Raw genomic sequence first — 18,124 nt, forward strand, 5'->3', positions numbered from 1 at the left:
GTATCAGATGTAATTTAGGATGGGTCTTCTTTGAGTATCTTTGCAATATTCGTTATTAAACCTTGGTTGTTTTTGTCCTATTCCGACTTCACACCTCTTAACGCCTGAGCTTTACATTAAAACTGGATCTGAAATAGATGTTCTATAGTGAGGCGTAATCGGAGTTAGTTTTTCAATCAGTCTAGCCAGCACAACGATGGTAGCCCCTCCATACTTGCACTCATTGCTAAAGTCCATTCATTCGACGGCGGCCCTAGTATCCATCAGCCTGTCTTTACCCCCAGTGGCCTTCGCATTACCAGTCCCCGACGCCACCCTGGGTACTCAAAATATTCCCCTAGGACCAACCGTTGTTCAAATTAATGGCGGTACCACGGTTGGTCAAAATCTCTTTCATAGTTTTGCTTCTTTTGATATCGATACAGGTGAAGCTGTATTTTTTGCCAGTCCTGCTGACATTAACCATATTTTTAGCCGCGTTACAGGAGATGGCCCATCGACCATTGATGGCCTACTAGGGACTATCGGCTCAGATGCGGATCTGTTTTTGATGAATCCAAATGGAGTCATGTTTGGTCCTAACGCTAGCCTGAATGTGCAAGGATCTTTTATTGTCACAACAGCAGATATCATTGGGTTTGGAGAGACTGGCAGATTTAGTGCAGGGGCTCCAGTAACAGATCAGCTATTGGCCATTGATCCATCAGTCTTTTTATTTAGCGGTCCAACACCACCCGCAGCCATTACCAGCCAATCACGTATCAATACAGGGGTGGATGCTTCGGGGGCTATCACGGTATTGGGACTCAGGGTTCCAGAAAATTCTGGCCTTGTTTTTTTAGGGGGAGACATAGCGCTAGAAGGTGGCGGCGTCAATGCACCAAGCGGTTTATATGCGCCAGGTGGCCGCATTGAACTAGGTGCGATCGCGGACAATGGTGCAGTTGAATTTAATGCAGCTAGCGGCACATTAACACTGCCAGAATCCTTGGAAAGAGCAGATATAACCCTCTCTAATCACGCTAGTATCCGCACATTCGCAGAAGCAGGTGGAGATATTTCAGTATATACAGACGATTTGGAGTTATCAGATTTTAGTGTCATTAGTACAGGTATTGTCGCCCCAATCGGGACCATTGGTGGCCAAGCCGGTAAGCTGTTAATCGACAGTACTGGAACTGTCACTGTGGATCAAAGTACGATTAGCAGCGTGGTTGCTGGCGTTGGAGAAGGCGGTGATGTAACGATTCGGGCTGAAAACATTAACCTACTCAACGGAGGTAGTACGGGAACTGCTGGCATTGGCACTGGCAGTGCCGGTAATGTCACCCTGGAGGCAACCAATAATATTGTTTTCTCTGGTCAGAATCCTGTTAATGGTTCACCCAGTGGCCTCTTAGCTTCAGTTGTTTCTCTCCCAGGTATTACATCCCAAGGAGATGGAGGAAATATCTTACTACGAGCAAACTCTATCGATTTGCAAGATAGAGCTTTTATTGGAAGTATCGTTACTTCAGTACCTGGTAGTCCAATCACAACAGGCGACTCAGGAGATATTGTAATTATTACCAATGATCTCTCCATGCAGGATGGCTCACAAATTCGGAGTAGTTCTGGAGGGTCTGGTAATGCAGGAGATATTGTCGTCACAGCTAATAACAATGTTATTGTAACGGGAGCAGCAGCCGATGAAAATATTCAAAGCGGTCTGTTCAGCACCGTTGAGTTTGGAGCCCAAGGATCAGGAGGCGATATTACAGTTAATGCCCGTAGATTGGATGTTTTAGGTGGAGCTGTCATTAATGCAAGCACGAGTGGCATAGGAGACACTGGCAATGTCACCATTGATATACAGGATTCACTTCTGATTGATGGTGCAACCCCGATTAATCAACGTCCTAGTTTGATAGGTGGTGAAGTTAGTATGGGTGCTACTGGCAATGGCAACTTAGTGCGTATCTCAGCCGAAACATTAGCGGTTCGTAATGGGGGCGGGGTTAGTGCGGGTACCTTTGGTAATGGTTCGGCTGGTGATATCGAGATTGATGTCCGAGACATCATCGTTTTAGAGGGTACTAATGCTGATGAAACTTGGCAGAGCAACGTTTCCAGTGCGGTTGGGCAAGGAGCCCAAGGGACGGGAGGTGACATCACCATTAATGCCAACTCCTTGAATATATTAGAAGGGGCAGTGGTCAATGCCAGCACTTTTGGAACAGGCGACACGGGGAGTATCGTCGTTAATATACAGGATTCAATTCTGATTGATGGGACAACCCCGATCAATCAATTTCCTGGTGGAATAGGTGGCGAAGTTGTTGTGGGTGCTACTGGCAATGGCAACTTAGTGCGTGTCTCAGCCAAAACATTAGCGGTTCGTAATGGGGGGCTTGTTAGTGCAGGGACATTTGGTAATGGTTCGGCTGGTGATATTGAGATTGATGTCCGAGACACCATTGTTTTAGAGGGTGCCAATGCTGATGAAACTCGGCGGAGCGGTATTGCTAGTGTCGTTGGACAAGGAGCTCAAGGGACGGGAGGTGACATCACCATTAATGCCCACTCCTTGGATGTATTAGAAGGGGCAGTGGTTAATACCAGCACTATTGGAACAGGCGATACGGGAAGTATCGTTGTTAATATACAGGATTCAATTTTGATTGATGGGACAACCCCGATCACTCAATTTCCCAGTGGAATCGGTGGCGAAGTTGTTGTGGGTGCTACTGGCAATAGCAACTTAGTGCGTATCTCAGCCGAAACATTAGCGGTTCGTAACGGGGGGCTTGTTAGTGCAGGGACATTTGGTAATGGTTCGGCTGGTGATATCGAGATTGATGTCCGAGACACCATTGTTTTAGAGGGTGCCAATGCTGATGAAACTCGGCAGAGCGGCATTGCGAGTGTCGTTGGACAAGGAGTCCAAGGGACGGGAGGTGACATCACCATTAATGCCAACTCCTTGGACATATTAGAAGGGGCAGTGGTCAATGCCAGCACTTTTGGAATAGGCGATACAGGGGTTGTTACCATTGATGTGCAAGATTCAATTTTGATTGATGGGACAACCTCACTCAATCAATTTCCCAGTGGAATCAGTGGCGAAGTTTTTGTGGGTGCTATTGGCAATGGCAACTTAGTGCGTGTTTCAGCCGAAACATTAGCGGTTCGTAATGGAGGGTTTGTTAGTGCAGCTACCTTTGGTGATGGCTCAGCTGGTGATGTCGAGATTGATGTACGAGACACTATTGTTTTAGAAGGTGCCAATGCTGATGAAACTCGGCAGAGCGGCGTTTCCAGTGTAGTTGGACAAGGGGCACAGGGAAATGGCGGAAACTTGAGAATCTTAGCTGAGACATTGCAGGTGTTAGATGGAGCCTTAGTTACTGCAAGCGTTTTTGGTACAGGAACGGCAGGTAATGTCGTGATAGATACTCAAGGAGGACAAACAGTTGTTTCTGGGGCAACATCCGGTGGATTGAGTAGCCTGATTCTGAGTCGGCTGGAAGCTGGAGGAGAAGGTCGTGGAGGCAATGTTCGCATTGACACGGATAGGCTAGAAATTAGTAATACGGCAGCCGTTTCTGCCAGTACTCAAGGGAGAGGCAATGCCGGTGACGTTGTCATCAACGCCAGAGAGTCTATTGATATCAACTCAGTGATTGAACCCAGCACGGTCGTAGCCAATACCAGCGGTGTATTCACACGAAATTTTAATCTTGGCATATTGGGAACAGGCGCAGGGGGAGATATTGTTATCTCTACGCCAGAGCTAACCCTGCGGGAAGGCGGTGTGTTAGATGCTCAAACTGCCAATGATCAATCTGGTGGAGATATCCAGGTTGATGTCGATAGTCTATCGCTGCTGCAGGGGGGACAAATCTTAGTGGCTAGCAGTGGTTCGGGTTCCTCAGGCACAGTTAGAATCAATGCAAGGGAAAACGTAGAAATTAGTGGCACCGATCCTGGATTTGCAGAACGTAGTCTCTCCCTTGCGGCCCTTGGAGAAAATTATGAACCGGAAAGCAGCATCTCTTCTATTTCCCTTGGTACCGGTAGTACAGGAAACATTATCATTAATTCGCCTACTCTTGTGCTAACAGATGAAGGAGAACTGGTTGCTGAATCAGCGACTGTGGATGGTGGTGATATTATTCTTAACCTTGAGGACCTTCTTCTCCTGCGCAATGGGAGTCAAATCACCGCAACTGCGGGCATAGCTCAGGGGGAAGGTAGGGGCGGTAATATTACTATTAATTCACCTTTTATTGTCGCTATTCCGTCCGAAAACAGCGACATCACGGCCAATGCGTTCGCTGGCTCTGGGGGCCAGGTTCGTATTACCGCCGATGGGATTTTCGGCATCGAACCTCGATCAGAGCTTACCCCTCTCAGCGATATTACCGCTAGTTCTGCCCTCGGCGTTGTTGGCGGTAGTGTGACACTTAATTCACCAGATACAAGCTTTATTCAAAATAGTCTAACGGAGCTGCCAGATACCCTGGTTAACTCAGACACCCTCGTTGCTAGTAGCTGTGTAGCCCGCAACCAGGAAACGGGTGGCACTTTTATTATTACTGGCAACAATCTAGCTAATGCCCCAAATACTGCATCACCTATCTACACTACAGGCACCGTCCAAACACCCAACACCAACACTGCACAATCAATATCCCAAGCTGCTATTGTCGAACCAACAGCCATATACCAAACGGCAAATGGTCGCCTAATCATGAGCCGGGAATGCTCATGAGAAAAGAGGGAGTATTAACCTCCCCATAACCACACAAACTACCTGAGAGCATTGAGTTCTAAGCAACAAAATCAAACTCAGGGGTTAATACATCAGATAACGACAGCTGAGCCACAAACTCTTCTAATGCCTGGGCATGCTCTCTGGTTACTTCTGCGGTGGAACGTTGAGCCCATGAGCGGTCAATGGTATGCTCCACTAAGCCGACTGTACTCTCCGTTGAGAAGGTTAAGATTGCATCCCCTAGATCCTCATTGCCGCCGAAGTTATTCTGCAAAGCAGGGGTCGTAAACTGTTCTACTAAACCAGCTACGATCGCAGCCCAGTCCATCTCGGCAACCGCCGGCTCAGCGGTCCCTAGCGCCTCGGTTTTAGCTGGACTCAGGAAGTCGATTACCTCCGCTAGCTCAGCCATGAAACTAGTCTGAGCGCTTGGTGTAGATCCTGATGTAACTGCGATCGCGAGTGCCCGACGCACAGCAGCATCTGCATTCACAAAACCAAAGCCAGAACCAATATCATAGCCAGCGGGTCCGAGATCAAAGGCCGTTTCTGCCATAATCTGGTGTACCTGGGTTGCAGATAGATACGGATTTGCACTCCATACTAAAGAAGCTACACCTGCCACATTGGGCGCTGCAGCTGATGTCCCATTAAAGAGACTTTCAAAGTCAAAGGTACCGCCTGCACTAGGTGAGTTAGCTCTTGCTGCCAATACTTCCGATGGTCCCATCAGCGACAAACCTGCCCCATAGTTAGAGCCCCAACCGCCTAGATATGAGATGCGATCGCCTGGATTGGTGAGATTACCAAAGCGATCCTGCGTTCCCCAGGATGCGCCAACCGCAATCACATTGGCATAGTTTTGTCCCAGGGCAGCGGGTTGACTGATCCCATGTCTGTTGTCATTACCCGCCGCAATGACAAATAGCGCATTGTTTTGGTTAGTTGCGATCAACTGTTCCAGGCCTTGATTTAACCCACTACTGCTTAAACTCATATTGATTACCAGGCGCTGGCCCTGACTGTTAGCATAGTTAATCATTTCCTGAGTCGCCTGGACTAAGCTCATATCTCCGACATTGTTATCTAAAACATCAATACTAAATACTGTTGAATTCCAATTAATACCGCTCATACCATAGCCATTGTTAGTAGCGGCACTGATAATACTCTGAACGCCGGTACCATGAGAGTTAAGGCGTGGCCCTGAGCCACTCCGGAAAAATTCGTCGACAACATTATTAGAAAAATAGACCATATTGGCTGCGTTTAAGTCTGGATGAAAGCCTCCAGCATAAGGGTTATAGCCTAATCCACTATCCTGCACACCCACTAAGACGTTAGAGTTACCCTGAGTAAACCGCCAGGCATTATGTACCCCCATCATGTGCAGATTCCACTGAGATGAAAATCCTGAATCGTTAGGATCGACTGATAGATCTATCGCTCCATCAGCAAATTGAATCGAATCAAGACCCTCAAACAAAATTTGGCTGCCGTTACTGAGTTGAAGAGAATCAAAGACCCGAGCACCATTGCCAGTATCAAAAAGAACACCACCAGATTCTACTGGAGACCAGCCAATAACAGATTGTGTAGAGATGTTTGATAGATCAAGAACGTCCCACAATCCACGTCCATAGTCAACATTACCGTTACCAGAAATAACAGTCAAAGACTGGCTAAGATCTACTTGAAACCTGTCGGCTCGCAGAGAGCCATATAAATAAGAAGGACTGGTTGTCGACTGGCTCCAGCTGTTATCGGTTGAAAACGTACCTACGACATCGCCAGTTAAAGAGTCAGCCGCTGTTGATGCGCTAACGGATATGGGTAGGGGCTCAGCAATAGTCAGCGTGTCTGCAAAAGCCAAAGAATCCATTGAGAGAGAATCGGAGTTCTCCCAATGGGCCAATAATCCTTCATCCAAACCTATCTCGTTCAACGCTGACACACCGGATGGGTGTGTTGTGAGTTCTAAGTCACTGCCTGTATTTACCGTTGACTGTAGAGAATCTAGCGAAGTTTGATCAAAATTAGAATCTAGCAAGGGCTGCTCTAGCATTTGCCTGTCCTTTTGAAAGACTATAGCAATACAATAGGCAGACTCAACCGCTGCTTCACCAGAGCTTTAGGTCAGACTAAGGGCCGAGAACAACCATTCCCTTTGCAGAAAACTGACAGACACCTAAATCTTAGCTAACGTGCTTTGGCAGCTATCTGCCACATAGTACCCGATGGCAGAAATTTGGCAGCTATTTCATCTACCCATCCACCCTCTCGGGTGTTACAGGAAACCCATCAACGGCTACAGACCCCTGCTTTACGGTGTGGCCTGTAATCCTTACCCAGGCCCTGCCTACATGCGCCTTTAATCTTTAATATCAAGTTTTTCAAAATTATTCAACAATAGTAATTCTCTGAGCAGTGTAAATTCAGCTAATCGCGTATGATATGCAACGGTTCAGTCTACAGAACACGGATGTTTATCATCGTGCCTAACTCCCGAATTGTGATTGTCCTGCTTAGCTGGTTGACCATTACTGGCTCAGCTGTCATCGCCCAAACGCCTACGCCTCTCCCCCCAAATTTACCGGATCTGCCCTCCCCAGAAGAAGAAGCGCTGCCCTCTCCAGAGAGTATCCCAGCTGAAGAGCCGACGACGCCTGAAGATGCCCCGTTACAAATCGAACAACCGCCACCGGAAGAGGTTACCGATATTTTGAATCTTGATGTCTGTCCTGCCCTGGTAGATACCTCAGAGCTGTCGTTTCTGGCCACTGAGATCACCGTTGTTGGCAGTACCGTATTAGAGTCCGCCATTGCCGAACAGGTAGATTGCTATCTTGGTCAAGAGATTCGTCTATCGGATCTATTTAATTTACGCGCACGTATTACAAAGCTCTATCTAGATGCAGGCTACATTACTTCTGGAGCCTTTATTCCTAATAATCAGGACCTGACCAGTGGCAGTGTTCAAATCCAAGTAATTGAAGGAGCAATTGAAGCACTGCAGGTGAATGGGTTAAAGCGCCTGCAGCAAAGCTATATTCGTCAACAGCTATCGCGGGCTATGGCCCCACCATTTAATCAACGGGATTTAGAACAGGGATTACAGCTTTTACAGCTTGATCCGGTTTTAGCCCGAGTCAATGCTGAATTAACGGCAGGGAGCGGACCGGGTCGCAGTCTGTTGATTTTAGATTTACAAGAAGCTGAGACCTTTAATCTCTCCCTATCAACCAATAATTATCGATCTCCCAGCATCGGCTCCACAGGTGTTAATCTTGGTGTCACTGTCAGTCATCCTCTGGGGCTGGGCGATCGGCTATCAGCTAGCTATGGCATCACAGAGGGCCTAAATCTGTATGATGTCACCTATTCTATTCCCGTTAATGGGAAAAACGGCACTGTACAATTTAGAGCGAGCAATAGTGATAGTGAAATTGTGCAGGATGTGTTTCGTGATGTGGGTATTCGCAGCGAAACAACGACACTCTCAGCTGGATTTCGTCAGCCCCTGGTGCGCACCCCTGCAGAAGAGTTTGCTCTGGGGCTAGATTTTGAATGGAAACGCAGTCGTAGCTTTATTTTGGATGATATTCCCTTTTCTTTTTCTTTAGGGCCTGAGGAAGGTCGCTCCCAGGTGAGTGCTGTTCGATTTTATCAAGACTGGGTGAAGCGGAGCCAGTCGAGGGTATTGGCGGCGCGATCGCAATTTAGCGTGGGGCTTGATATCTTAGATGCTACAACTAATGATTCTGGCATTGATGGGCGCTTTTTCAGTTGGTTAGGTCAGTTTCAGTGGATTGAACAAGTCTCGCCTCGCTTTTTGGTGCTCACCCGCATTGGCGCTCAGCTGACGCCAGATGCGTTATTGCCGATTGAACGTTTTAGCCTAGGCGGTATCAGCACCGTGCGCGGCTACAGCCAAAATCAGCTGGTGTCCGACAATGCGGTGACAGGTTCCGTCGAATTTCGTATTCCTGTGACCAGAGATCCTAATACTGTCCAGCTGACTCCTTTTATAGAAGCTGGTATCGGTTGGAATAATCAAATTCCAGACCCAGATCCATCGTTCTTAGCCAGTCTTGGCTTAGGAGCACGCTGGGCTGTGAGTCCTGATCTATCAGTTCGTCTAGATTATGGGATTCCCCTGGTAGATGCCGATAATACTGGCGACTCGTTACAAGAAAATGGACTGTATTTTTTGGTAGACTATCGCCCTAACTTTTAGCATTGCTGCTCTTTGAACATTTTTCAATCAATTGTCGATATCTGCTAATGCACTGACTGAAGGCGATCGTGACTCTTCAGGTGATCTTTTTACTGCAAGAAAAATCATCAGCTAGCTTTTCTTGCCTGCGATATTATGTCTTCAGTTTGTTATGGTTATCTGTCTTAATTCTATTGTCGGCGGCATCATAGTCGTCTTACCATACTTGTTATCTGCCACTTTCCAAACTAATGGCGACATGGCTGTCCTGTTGTTGGCTAAAAAGAGAGTTGCTCAGTAATTGTAAATCTTGGTGTCGAAAAACTGTCGTAAACACGGTTTCTGTCTATGCTTACGACAGTTTTCTGTTGCTCAGTCTCACCATTAGATTTCTGTTTATGCTTGAGCCATATCTAATTGCAATAGCCTTTGACCGCATCCATCAGGATAGCTCCACAGAAATTTGTACCTTTAGTTGTCACATTATAAAGGCGAGCATGGCGTAAATTAGCCCCTTGTAGATTAGCGTCGTTGAGATTAACAGAATCTAAACGAGCCCATCTAAGGTCGGCATTACTCAAATCTGCACCGGCCAAATTAGCATTCCGAATATCCACCCCCTTTAACCGACAACCAGGGCAGCTTTTAGTCATCCTCAGCGCCAGCACTTTGATCGGGGTTTCAGCCTGAAGCAAAAACAGGATTACACCTGTGGCGAGTAACACTCGGATGAACTTCATGGCGCTCCTTCTGTATTTGAATTAATCGAGGTGCCCTTAATTATAAAATTTGGGGTCAATCAAAGGTGAAGTGTCTTAACTTATGTAGTGTGAACTTATGTTGTGTGAGTAATTTAGAGTCTGATAATAACATCTTAGATTTGTGGTGTGCTCTGTTATGGCATATGTAGCATGGAATCAGCTCCCAAAAATATCCCTATATACTGTCTTACTATTATTACTAAGCCCTACAGTCATTGATGCCCAGGAACCTGAGGTCATTGAGGCGACGACTACAATTTCTCCTCGGGTCGGCGTTGATTTCAATACTCCTCGCCATGGTGATGATGAGCGCAGTTTTGGGCGAGTGACCGGCTTTATTCCCCTATGGCAAACACCCGGAAACGGGTTGACGTTTTTGGACACTGCCATCCGCCTTAATAGCACAGGTGATCTAGGCGGTACAGTATCCGTTGGACAGCGATTTTTGCAAGGAGACCTGGTGCTCGGTGGTCACCTTTCCTACGATATTCGTGATACCGGCAACAATACCTTTAATCAGCTGGGGCTAGGAATAGAAGCCTTTGGGGATAAGTGGGATGTCCATCTAAATGGCTACCTACCCGTTGGTGATACTCAGCAGTCTGCCGGGAGCACAGGTGGCACTGACCAGGTAACCGATACGCAATTTCAAGGTAATCAGCTGGTATTCATTACGGCGGGTGGCGGCTCAGAGTTTCTAGAAAGTGCCTGGGGCGGTGTGGACCTAGATGCTGGCATGCAGCTAGCTGATTGGGCCGACTGGGGCCAACTCTGGGGCTACGGTGGCATTTACTATCACGGAGATGCTATTGGGGGACGTCTGCGGGTCGATCATCGGGTGCAGGACTGGATGCGGCTGGGACTGGGGGTGCAAAGTGATGATAATTTTGGGACCCGAGGGTTCTTTTCCATTGGCTTTAGTTGGGGCGGTGGCTCTGGTAGTGATGCTACTGACGAGTCCGTTTCACTGTGGGCACGGGCAGCAGAGAGTGTTACTCGTAATAGTTCCATCATTGTCAAGGAAAGTGAAGTGGTAACAGCCACAGCAGGGACCCAAGTCGCTGTGAATCCAACTACGGGGCAAGCCTATAATTTTCAGCATGTCACCCCCGATTCCACATCCACAGCAGGGGATGGCACGATTGAAAATCCTGCAGCGAATGTCAGTTTGGTCAATGCCCAAACAGGGGACATCATTTATGTTAGGGAGGGCGATAGCCGGACAAATCCCCTGGCCTCCTTTACTGTGCCAGCGGGTGTGGTGGCGATTTCGGATGCGAACCTAGAAACCATCGCGACCCAGTCCGGGACTGTGACCTTACCCGGTTCAGGTACCGGCATTTTGCCCCTGGTGGATGCTATGGGTAGCGATGTTGGCATTACTCTTGTTGGCGGGAACAACCGCCTCTCTGGGTTTGAGATCACTGGGGCTAGCGACGCTAATATTCTTGTCGATAGTTCGAATAATGCATTAATAGAAAACAATTTTAGCCGCGACGATCTAGATGATGGAATTGAGGTCACTAATTCTAGCAATGTGATATTGACCAATAACATCTTTAGTAACAGTGGTGATGATGCTATAGACCTGGAAAACTCAGCCAATGCAGTCATTAGCAACAACACGATTAGTGGTAGTACTGTTGATGGTATAGATATCCTCAACTCAGCCGGATTGATCATCAATAACAATACGATTATTGATAGTGGCGGCATCGGTATTGCTCTCGAAGAATCTTCTGATGCGGTGATTCAGAGCAATACCATCACTAACTCTGTTGAAGCCGGTATTGGATTATTTGCATCAGCAAATGCAGCGGTAGAAGATAATTCAATCGATGGGGGTGATTTTGGTATATTGGCCGTTGAATCTGATAATGCGGTGATTCAGAACAATGTCGTTAGCAATACGGTATTGTCAGGTATAGAAGTTGTTGATTCAAATGATGTAACCGTTGCCGATAATACAATTAATAACAATGGTGAGCTGGGTATATTTATCGATGCCTCAGATAGTACTTTGGTCCAAAATAACCAGATTACTGAAAGTATCCTTGGCGGTGTCGACTTAAGATTTGCAACCAATGCCAGAGTCATTGGCAATACGATTAGTGACAGTGGTAGCGGTGCTATTTTTGTGTTTGACAGTGAGACCATCACGATTCAAGACAACCAGGTAACAAACACAGCAACTGACATCACAGCTGACGATATCGTCGGAGCTATTTTTCTGCAGGAAGTGGTTGGCACAGTTGATATTAGTGGCAACACGGTTACAGGCACTACTGGTACCAATGAATTTGATGGTCAAGGAATTGCCATCGGCAACTCTACCGGTGATATTGTTCTCACAATCGACGATAATGATGTTAATAACAATCAAGGCGACGGCATTGGCATCGCTTTGATTGACCTATTCACCCCTGCTCCTGGGGATGCTACGGCTGAGATTACTATTACCAATAACAGAGTTGAAAATAATGGTGTCGCCGCGCCTTTACGGGGAGATGGTATTAGGATAGCGGTGGAAGAAGATGGGGTGATCAATAGTCTCTTAATTGAAAACAATACTTTAACTGGCAATTTTGATGACGGCATTGACATCAGTGCAGGCTTGGCTCAATTGGCGACAATTATCGTGCCCAATCCTAATATTTCCAGCAGTAATGCTCAAATCCTAAATGCTGTGATTCGCAATAATGAGATTACTGATAGTTTGAATGGACAAGGGATAGTATTACGGAGCGTTGGAGATAATAGTAACGTTGTGATTTCCGTCGAAGATAACATCCTGGCTAACAATACCTTGGGTGGTCTGGAAGCGACTTCGACCGACACCAATGGCGCACCTGAAACCAGGTTATGCCTGGCTCTCAACAACAATACCAGCGATGGTGATTATACGCTGATTGAAACGTTGCCCTTGTTGGTTATAACGTCTAGCAACTTCACTGTGGTTAATCGAGATGGTGTGGCTGGTGCGAATACAGGGCCGGTAATATTCAGTCCAATTATTGGTGACTTTGACACCGTTGCCAACATTGCTGCTTGCCCGTAGCGTTAGCGGCCTGGCTGGCATGATACTCGTCAGAGGTGACTTCCTTGAGCTGTGCGTTGATGCCTACATCATCTAAATACTGGGCAAATAGCTTGTGCATTTTAACAGGAGCCCCTGGCTGGAGTATTGCAGGTTGATTACCAATGGGCTGCCGTCTAAGCGATCGCGATTGCCATCCCCATCAGTATCTTCGGCAACTCTGCCTTGCTCCTATAAAGACTGGCCTGGCTACTCTCGACTAAATGAGCCAAATACCCCATAGAGGTTTGGGCCACATGGAAGCGTAAACCATCTAAAATAACGGGAATAACGCGCATTCTCATGTCGAGCTAAACAACAAACGATTCATCGTAAAACTGGACAGCTTTTCTTAAGGCAACCCTTAAGGTAGTGTGCAAGACAGAACTCCCTGCTAACACTAATACAGCTGATAATTAGATAGGTTAAAAGCGGGTTAAACTGTGGGTAATAACAAAACAAACGATGCGCCAAGACGCCTTACCTCTATATCTACAAATTGCTGACGAACTACGACGTAACATCGAGGAATCGGTGTTTAATGTCGGGGATCAATTACCAACAGAACTGGAACTCAGTAAACGCTTTGGGGTGCATCGTCACACCCTGCGCCGCGCCGTTGAGGTGCTACGCCAGGAAGGTCTGGTAGATGTAGAACGAGGTCGTGGCACCTTTGTGGTTGCCCCCATTGCCCTACCCATTGGTAAACGTGTTCGCTTTAATGAAGCACTTAAGGCCCAGGCGTTAACGCCCACCTGGCAGGTACTCAGAATCGTTGATATCAAAGCCGATCCAAAGTTATCCACCCACCTGGAGCTGGAGCTGGGAGCTGCCGTAATTTTGTATGAGCGGCTGGGGCTGACTGACAATCTGCCCATCAACATCAGCAGTAGCTATTTTCCCGGTGAGCGCTTTCCAGAACTGACTAAGCACTGTGAAACCTACCGTTCCATTTCCCAGATGCTACTCAAAGAATATAACTGTGACCATCTGCGTCGGTCTACCCGAATTTCAGCACGCATGGCTCGTCCCCGTGATGCGCGGCTACTCAAAATGCCCGCCAACAGCCCGATTTTGTTATCCGAGTCGATTAATGTTGACCAAACTGGCTCGGTTATAGAATATGGCGTCACCCGCTTCCGGGGCGATCGCATGGAGCTGGTAATGGATCACAACGTTTAGAAAACAATGGGTACCAGACCGTTGCTAAGGGGGGCACGGTGACGACCCAATCTGAACCATGATCGAAGCGGCAGCGAATAATTGTTAACAAATGCTGTAATCTCAGCTCTTAACCTGAATTTACCCCAATGTTAACTTACCTTGGTTTATCTCTTAAGCTGCTAGCGATGACAATGTCATTGAACAGATTTAGTTATAGATGTCTATACATCTAAATTTTTAGAGCTTGCAAAAGCCTTTTAGGGTTGCTGGTGGCAGGTTCCTGCTCCAGGTGCTCCTTTGAGAAGCTATACCACCGGTCGAGTCAATGAATTCAGAGATGATGTCAACCCAGACTGCTGTCCAGGTCAGCAATTTATCCAAAACCTTTAGAGGTCAGCCTGCTTTACAGGATGTCAGCATGCGTGTAGCTACGGGTGAGATGGTGGCTCTGGTCGGGGCATCGGGCTCGGGTAAATCTACACTACTGCGTAATCTCAATGGTTTGCAGCAGGCTGATGCTGGTCGAGTGGAGATATTTGGAAATGTGTTGCAGCTAGAAGGTGAACTCCATTCCAAAGCCCGTCAGCTGCGCAGTCAAATCGGTTTTATTTTTCAACAGTTTAATTTAGTAAACCGGCTAACAGCCCTAGACAATGTGCTGGCGGGCAATCTGTCCCAGGTCCCTGTGTGGCGCTCCCTGGTTCGCAACTTTACTAAGGTAGAAAAGATGCGAGCCCTGTCTGCCCTGGAGCGAGTGGGGATTTTGGAACAGGCTCATAAACGGGCATCCGCACTCTCCGGTGGTCAACAGCAGCGTGTGGCCATCGCTCGCTGTTTGATGCAAGGAGCCAAAATTATTTTGGCCGATGAACCGATTGCTTCCCTGGACCCGGATTCGGCACGTAAGGTCATGGAGCTGTTGACCATTCTTAATAAAGAGCAAGGTATCACCGTTGTTACTTCACTACACCAGGTACAAGTGGTGCAGCGCTATTTTCAGCGTTCCATCGCCCTCCGCCAGGGGCAAGTTTGTTTTGACGGTTATACGGTTGATTTGGATGCAGCTCGCCTCAACAGCATTTATGGATCAGCCGCTGAAGAGTTGGTAATGAGCGGTCACAGTGAGGTGTTTGCTAGCTAGCAGCCTCTCATTACTTGGGAGTTCTCCCACACATGGTTACAAACAACGGATAGGATCAAAGGAACACAAATTATGGCTATTACTTCCTGGCGTCGATTCGCCTCTTTGTTGGCGATGTCTACAATGATGATCAGCACGCTGGCAGCCTGTAGTGGTGCTGGTGATGTGACTAATACAGCAATAGATACTGCTAGTTCGGTTACTGAAGGTGGCACCTGTGCAGCGGATATTGCCGAAATTGAGTTTGGGATTATCTCCACTGAGTCGGCTGATAACCTGAAACCAGTTTGGGAACCGCTGTTGGCCGATATGACTGAGGCCGTAGGACGTCCGGTTAAAGGGTTTTATGCAACTGACTATGCCGGTGTGATCGAAGGGATGGGAGCTGGTAAAGTTCACATCGCCTGGTACGGTGGTAAGTCTTATATTGAAGCAGCTGAACGTTCTGGGGCGGAAGCGTTTGCTCAGACGGTCGCCCTGGATGGGACTAAGGGATATTATTCTCATTTGATTACCAACAAGGAGAACTCCATTGTTAATGAGATTGACCTGGAGGCCGGTGATGGCGACAAGTATATTGTTGAGAATGCCGCTGACCTGACCTTTGCTTTTAACGATCCTAATTCCACATCTGGATTCTTGGTACCTAGCTACTATGTGTTTGCTGAGCAGGGTGCTAACGCTGACAGAATCTTTAGCGAGCTAATTTTTGCGGGTAGTCATGAAGCTACTGCATTGGCTGTTGCTGAAAATCAGGTAGATGTGGCCACTAACAACAGTGAGAACCTGGATCGATTGAAGGAAACTGCTCCAGATGCCCTTGAGAAGATTCAGATTATTTGGACATCCCCTGTAATTCCTAGCGATCCTCTGGCCTATCGTCAGGATCTACCGGATTGTTTGAAGGATTCTATTAAAGATTTCTTCTACACCTATGACAACCAGGAGGTGCTTGAAGGTTTGCAGTGGACTAAGCTAGACCCTGCTGGTGATGAAAATTGGAACACAATTCGTGAATTACAAATCGCTAAGGATATTCTGGAAGTGCAGAATGATGAAAATCTCAGCGATACTGATAAACAGACGCAGCTGGATGAGTTAAACCAAAAGCTGGAGGCTGTTAAGAACTAATCTCTTACTCACCAAATATGTCTAACACGGGTAGCCAAAAGCTACCTGTGTTTTCTTGCTATTTACTTGTTAATGTCATGTCTAAGTCGGTTGCTAACTCTCAATCCCAGTCTGATAGTCTTGTTTCGGCGGAGGTCATGCATGTGCTGGCCCAGGAGAAAAAACTAGTGACGCCAATACGGATTGTGTGGTTGCTAGTTGCGATCGCAGTCTTAGCCTACGCTGCCCAAAAAAGTGATCTCAGTTTTGTCGAGTTAGCCGAAGGTACGGGCAACATGGCTGAATATGTCAGCCGTTACTTTCCCCCCGACTTCACCGACTGGAGGTTTTACCTCTCAGACATTTTAGAAACCATCGGCATGGGTATCTGGGGCACCCTGATGGCGTCTATTCTGGCGGTGCCCCTAGCGATTATGGCTGCCGAAAACGTTGCCCCACTTTGGCTGGTCTTTATCATTCGCCGATTTATGGACGCCATGCGGGCCATTAATGAAGTTGTTTTTGCCTTGATTTTTGTGGTCGCTGTTGGGCTAGGTCCCTTTGCTGGTGTGCTGGCCTTGTTTGTTCATACCACGGGCACCCTCGGCAAACTATTCTCAGAAGCCATTGAAGCCATTGACCCTGGCCCAGTAGAAGGCATTCGAGCGACCGGTGCCTCCAAGCTACAGGAAATTATCTTTGGGGTCGTTCCCCAGGTAATTCCCCTATGGACATCCTTTACCCTCTATCGGTTTGAAGCCAACGTTCGCTCAGCATCTGTATTGGGCATCGTGGGGGCAGGTGGTATTGGCGTTTCACTTTACCAAAGTTTTCGAGCGTTTAAGTATGGCAAAGTTTCTGCTATTTTGATTATTTTAATCCTGGCCGTAAGCCTGATTGATACAGCGTCAGCTAAAATTCGTCAACGCCTGATCTAGGAGGAACGCGTGGGAATTGAACTGTTGCTATATTTAAGCCTGGGTCTTGGTGTTGGTACTCTCAGTGGTCTCATTGGCATTGGCGGGGGTGTTTTGATTACCCCCGCTTTAATCTATCTATTTGGATTTTCACAGCACAATGCCCAGGGCACCACGTTAGCTCTACTGGTTCCTCCCATCGGTCTGTTGGGAGCCTGGACTTACTTTCAGCAAGGCCATGTTGATGTGAGAGCGGCTACACTTATCTGTCTTGGATTTGTGTTTGGAGGACTCATGGGAGCAAAGTTAGCCATTGGCTTGCCAGAACAATTATTGCAACGAGTCTTTGGCGTTTCGCTAATTGCAGTCGGTATCCGGATGCTCAGTCGTTAGAGGATTGCACAAAATCGACAACAAGAAAACGATATCCCGATCAAATCGGGATATCGTTTTTCCTATATACGCAACAAACTGGCTAAACTTGCTCAGCCTGGGCCACATTACGTTTGCGGATAGCTGCCATGCCCATGCCGATTAGACCGGGCAGGAGAGCTGGGGTAGGAATGGGAGCTGGCATATCGTTATTGCCGCCGTTGTTGCCGCCATTATTACCGCCGTTGTTACCGCCGTTATTGCCGCCACCAGGATTATTGGGTTCCATAAAACTGCTTGATATGGAGTTGCTATCCCCATCACCGTTCAAGAGTTCCAACAAGATCCAAGCAACAATCCCCATCGCCATCAGCTCGTTAAGCGCAGAATTGCCTCCCATAGTTTCACCTGTAGTACCCTGGGAAAGTAGACTTGGAGGGCTAATGTCGAAATCTGATTCACCAAAACCAACCGGTTGATTATTTAGAGAGTTGGAGAATGCGGGATTTGTGAACGTATTATAGTTGTTAGAACGGAGGCTAAATGCATGGGCAGACCCAGCAGTTGAAATTAGAGCTGTTGTGACAGCACCTAGTGCTACACAAGAAATT

At 47.3% G+C, this 18,124-nt stretch carries 12 protein-coding genes; 8 read left to right on the top strand and 4 right to left on the bottom strand.

The window, feature by feature from the left end; genetic code table 11:
- Positions 1-196: 196 nt before the first annotated feature.
- Entirely contained in the window at positions 197-4,753 is a 4,557-nt protein-coding gene (locus N836_RS63015; RefSeq protein WP_023075113.1) for a beta strand repeat-containing protein, read from the top strand.
- 58 nt (positions 4,754-4,811) lie between these two features.
- Here N836_RS63015 and N836_RS0139035 read toward each other — a convergent pair whose 3' ends face one another.
- Entirely contained in the window at positions 4,812-6,821 is a 2,010-nt protein-coding gene (locus N836_RS0139035) for a S8 family serine peptidase (protein ID WP_023075114.1), read from the bottom strand.
- Between the two features lie 429 nt (positions 6,822-7,250).
- On the opposite strand from N836_RS0139035, the gene N836_RS63020 reads away from it, so the two are divergent.
- Entirely contained in the window at positions 7,251-8,993 is a 1,743-nt protein-coding gene (locus N836_RS63020) for a ShlB/FhaC/HecB family hemolysin secretion/activation protein (protein ID WP_235071148.1), read from the top strand.
- 392 nt (positions 8,994-9,385) lie between these two features.
- On the opposite strand, the gene N836_RS63025 is transcribed toward N836_RS63020, so the two are convergent.
- Positions 9,386-9,712: a pentapeptide repeat-containing protein gene (locus N836_RS63025; RefSeq protein ID WP_023075116.1), complete on the bottom strand. Its 327-nt coding sequence runs from the start codon at positions 9,710-9,712 to the stop codon at positions 9,386-9,388.
- 157 nt (positions 9,713-9,869) lie between these two features.
- Between N836_RS63025 and N836_RS63030 the strand changes: the two genes are divergently transcribed.
- Positions 9,870-12,791 carry an inverse autotransporter beta-barrel domain-containing protein gene (locus N836_RS63030; protein WP_023075117.1) on the top strand — a complete coding sequence of 974 codons (2,922 nt, stop codon included), beginning with the start codon at positions 9,870-9,872 and terminating at the stop codon, positions 12,789-12,791.
- Between the two features lie 155 nt (positions 12,792-12,946).
- Here N836_RS63030 and N836_RS76720 read toward each other — a convergent pair whose 3' ends face one another.
- Positions 12,947-13,114 (bottom strand): hypothetical protein, encoded by a 168-nt coding sequence (locus tag N836_RS76720; protein WP_023075118.1) that lies wholly within the window; start codon positions 13,112-13,114, stop codon positions 12,947-12,949.
- A gap of 160 nt (positions 13,115-13,274) precedes the next feature.
- Between N836_RS76720 and phnF the strand changes: the two genes are divergently transcribed.
- The 5 genes from phnF to N836_RS63055 all read left to right on the top strand — a co-directional run bounded on the left by phnF (position 13,275) and on the right by N836_RS63055 (position 17,534).
- Positions 13,275-13,991 (top strand): phosphonate metabolism transcriptional regulator PhnF, encoded by a 717-nt coding sequence (phnF, locus tag N836_RS63035; protein WP_023075119.1) that lies wholly within the window; start codon positions 13,275-13,277, stop codon positions 13,989-13,991.
- 319 nt (positions 13,992-14,310) lie between these two features.
- The gene (gene phnC / locus N836_RS63040) at positions 14,311-15,114 is read left to right on the top strand and encodes a phosphonate ABC transporter ATP-binding protein (RefSeq protein WP_235071149.1); all 804 of its coding nucleotides are present in this window, start codon (positions 14,311-14,313) and stop codon (positions 15,112-15,114) included.
- 72 nt (positions 15,115-15,186) lie between these two features.
- A complete protein-coding gene (gene phnD, locus N836_RS63045; RefSeq protein ID WP_023075121.1) occupies positions 15,187-16,245 on the top strand; it encodes a phosphonate ABC transporter substrate-binding protein in 1,059 nt (352 codons plus the stop codon).
- A 77-nt stretch (positions 16,246-16,322) separates the two neighbouring features.
- Entirely contained in the window at positions 16,323-17,162 is an 840-nt protein-coding gene (gene phnE / locus N836_RS63050; protein WP_031293733.1) for a phosphonate ABC transporter, permease protein PhnE, read from the top strand.
- Positions 17,163-17,171: 9 nt separating this feature from the next.
- Positions 17,172-17,534 carry a sulfite exporter TauE/SafE family protein gene (locus N836_RS63055; RefSeq protein WP_023075123.1) on the top strand — a complete coding sequence of 121 codons (363 nt, stop codon included), beginning with the start codon at positions 17,172-17,174 and terminating at the stop codon, positions 17,532-17,534.
- A gap of 82 nt (positions 17,535-17,616) precedes the next feature.
- Here N836_RS63055 and N836_RS76070 read toward each other — a convergent pair whose 3' ends face one another.
- Positions 17,617-17,913, bottom strand: a complete 297-nt coding sequence (locus tag N836_RS76070; RefSeq protein WP_152532241.1) for a PTPA-CTERM sorting domain-containing protein — start codon at positions 17,911-17,913, stop codon at positions 17,617-17,619.
- Between the last annotated feature and the right edge of the window lie 211 nt (positions 17,914-18,124).

It is taken from the genome of Leptolyngbya sp. Heron Island J (genome assembly GCF_000482245.1).
Lineage (GTDB): Bacteria > Cyanobacteriota > Cyanobacteriia > Phormidesmidales > Phormidesmidaceae > Leptothoe.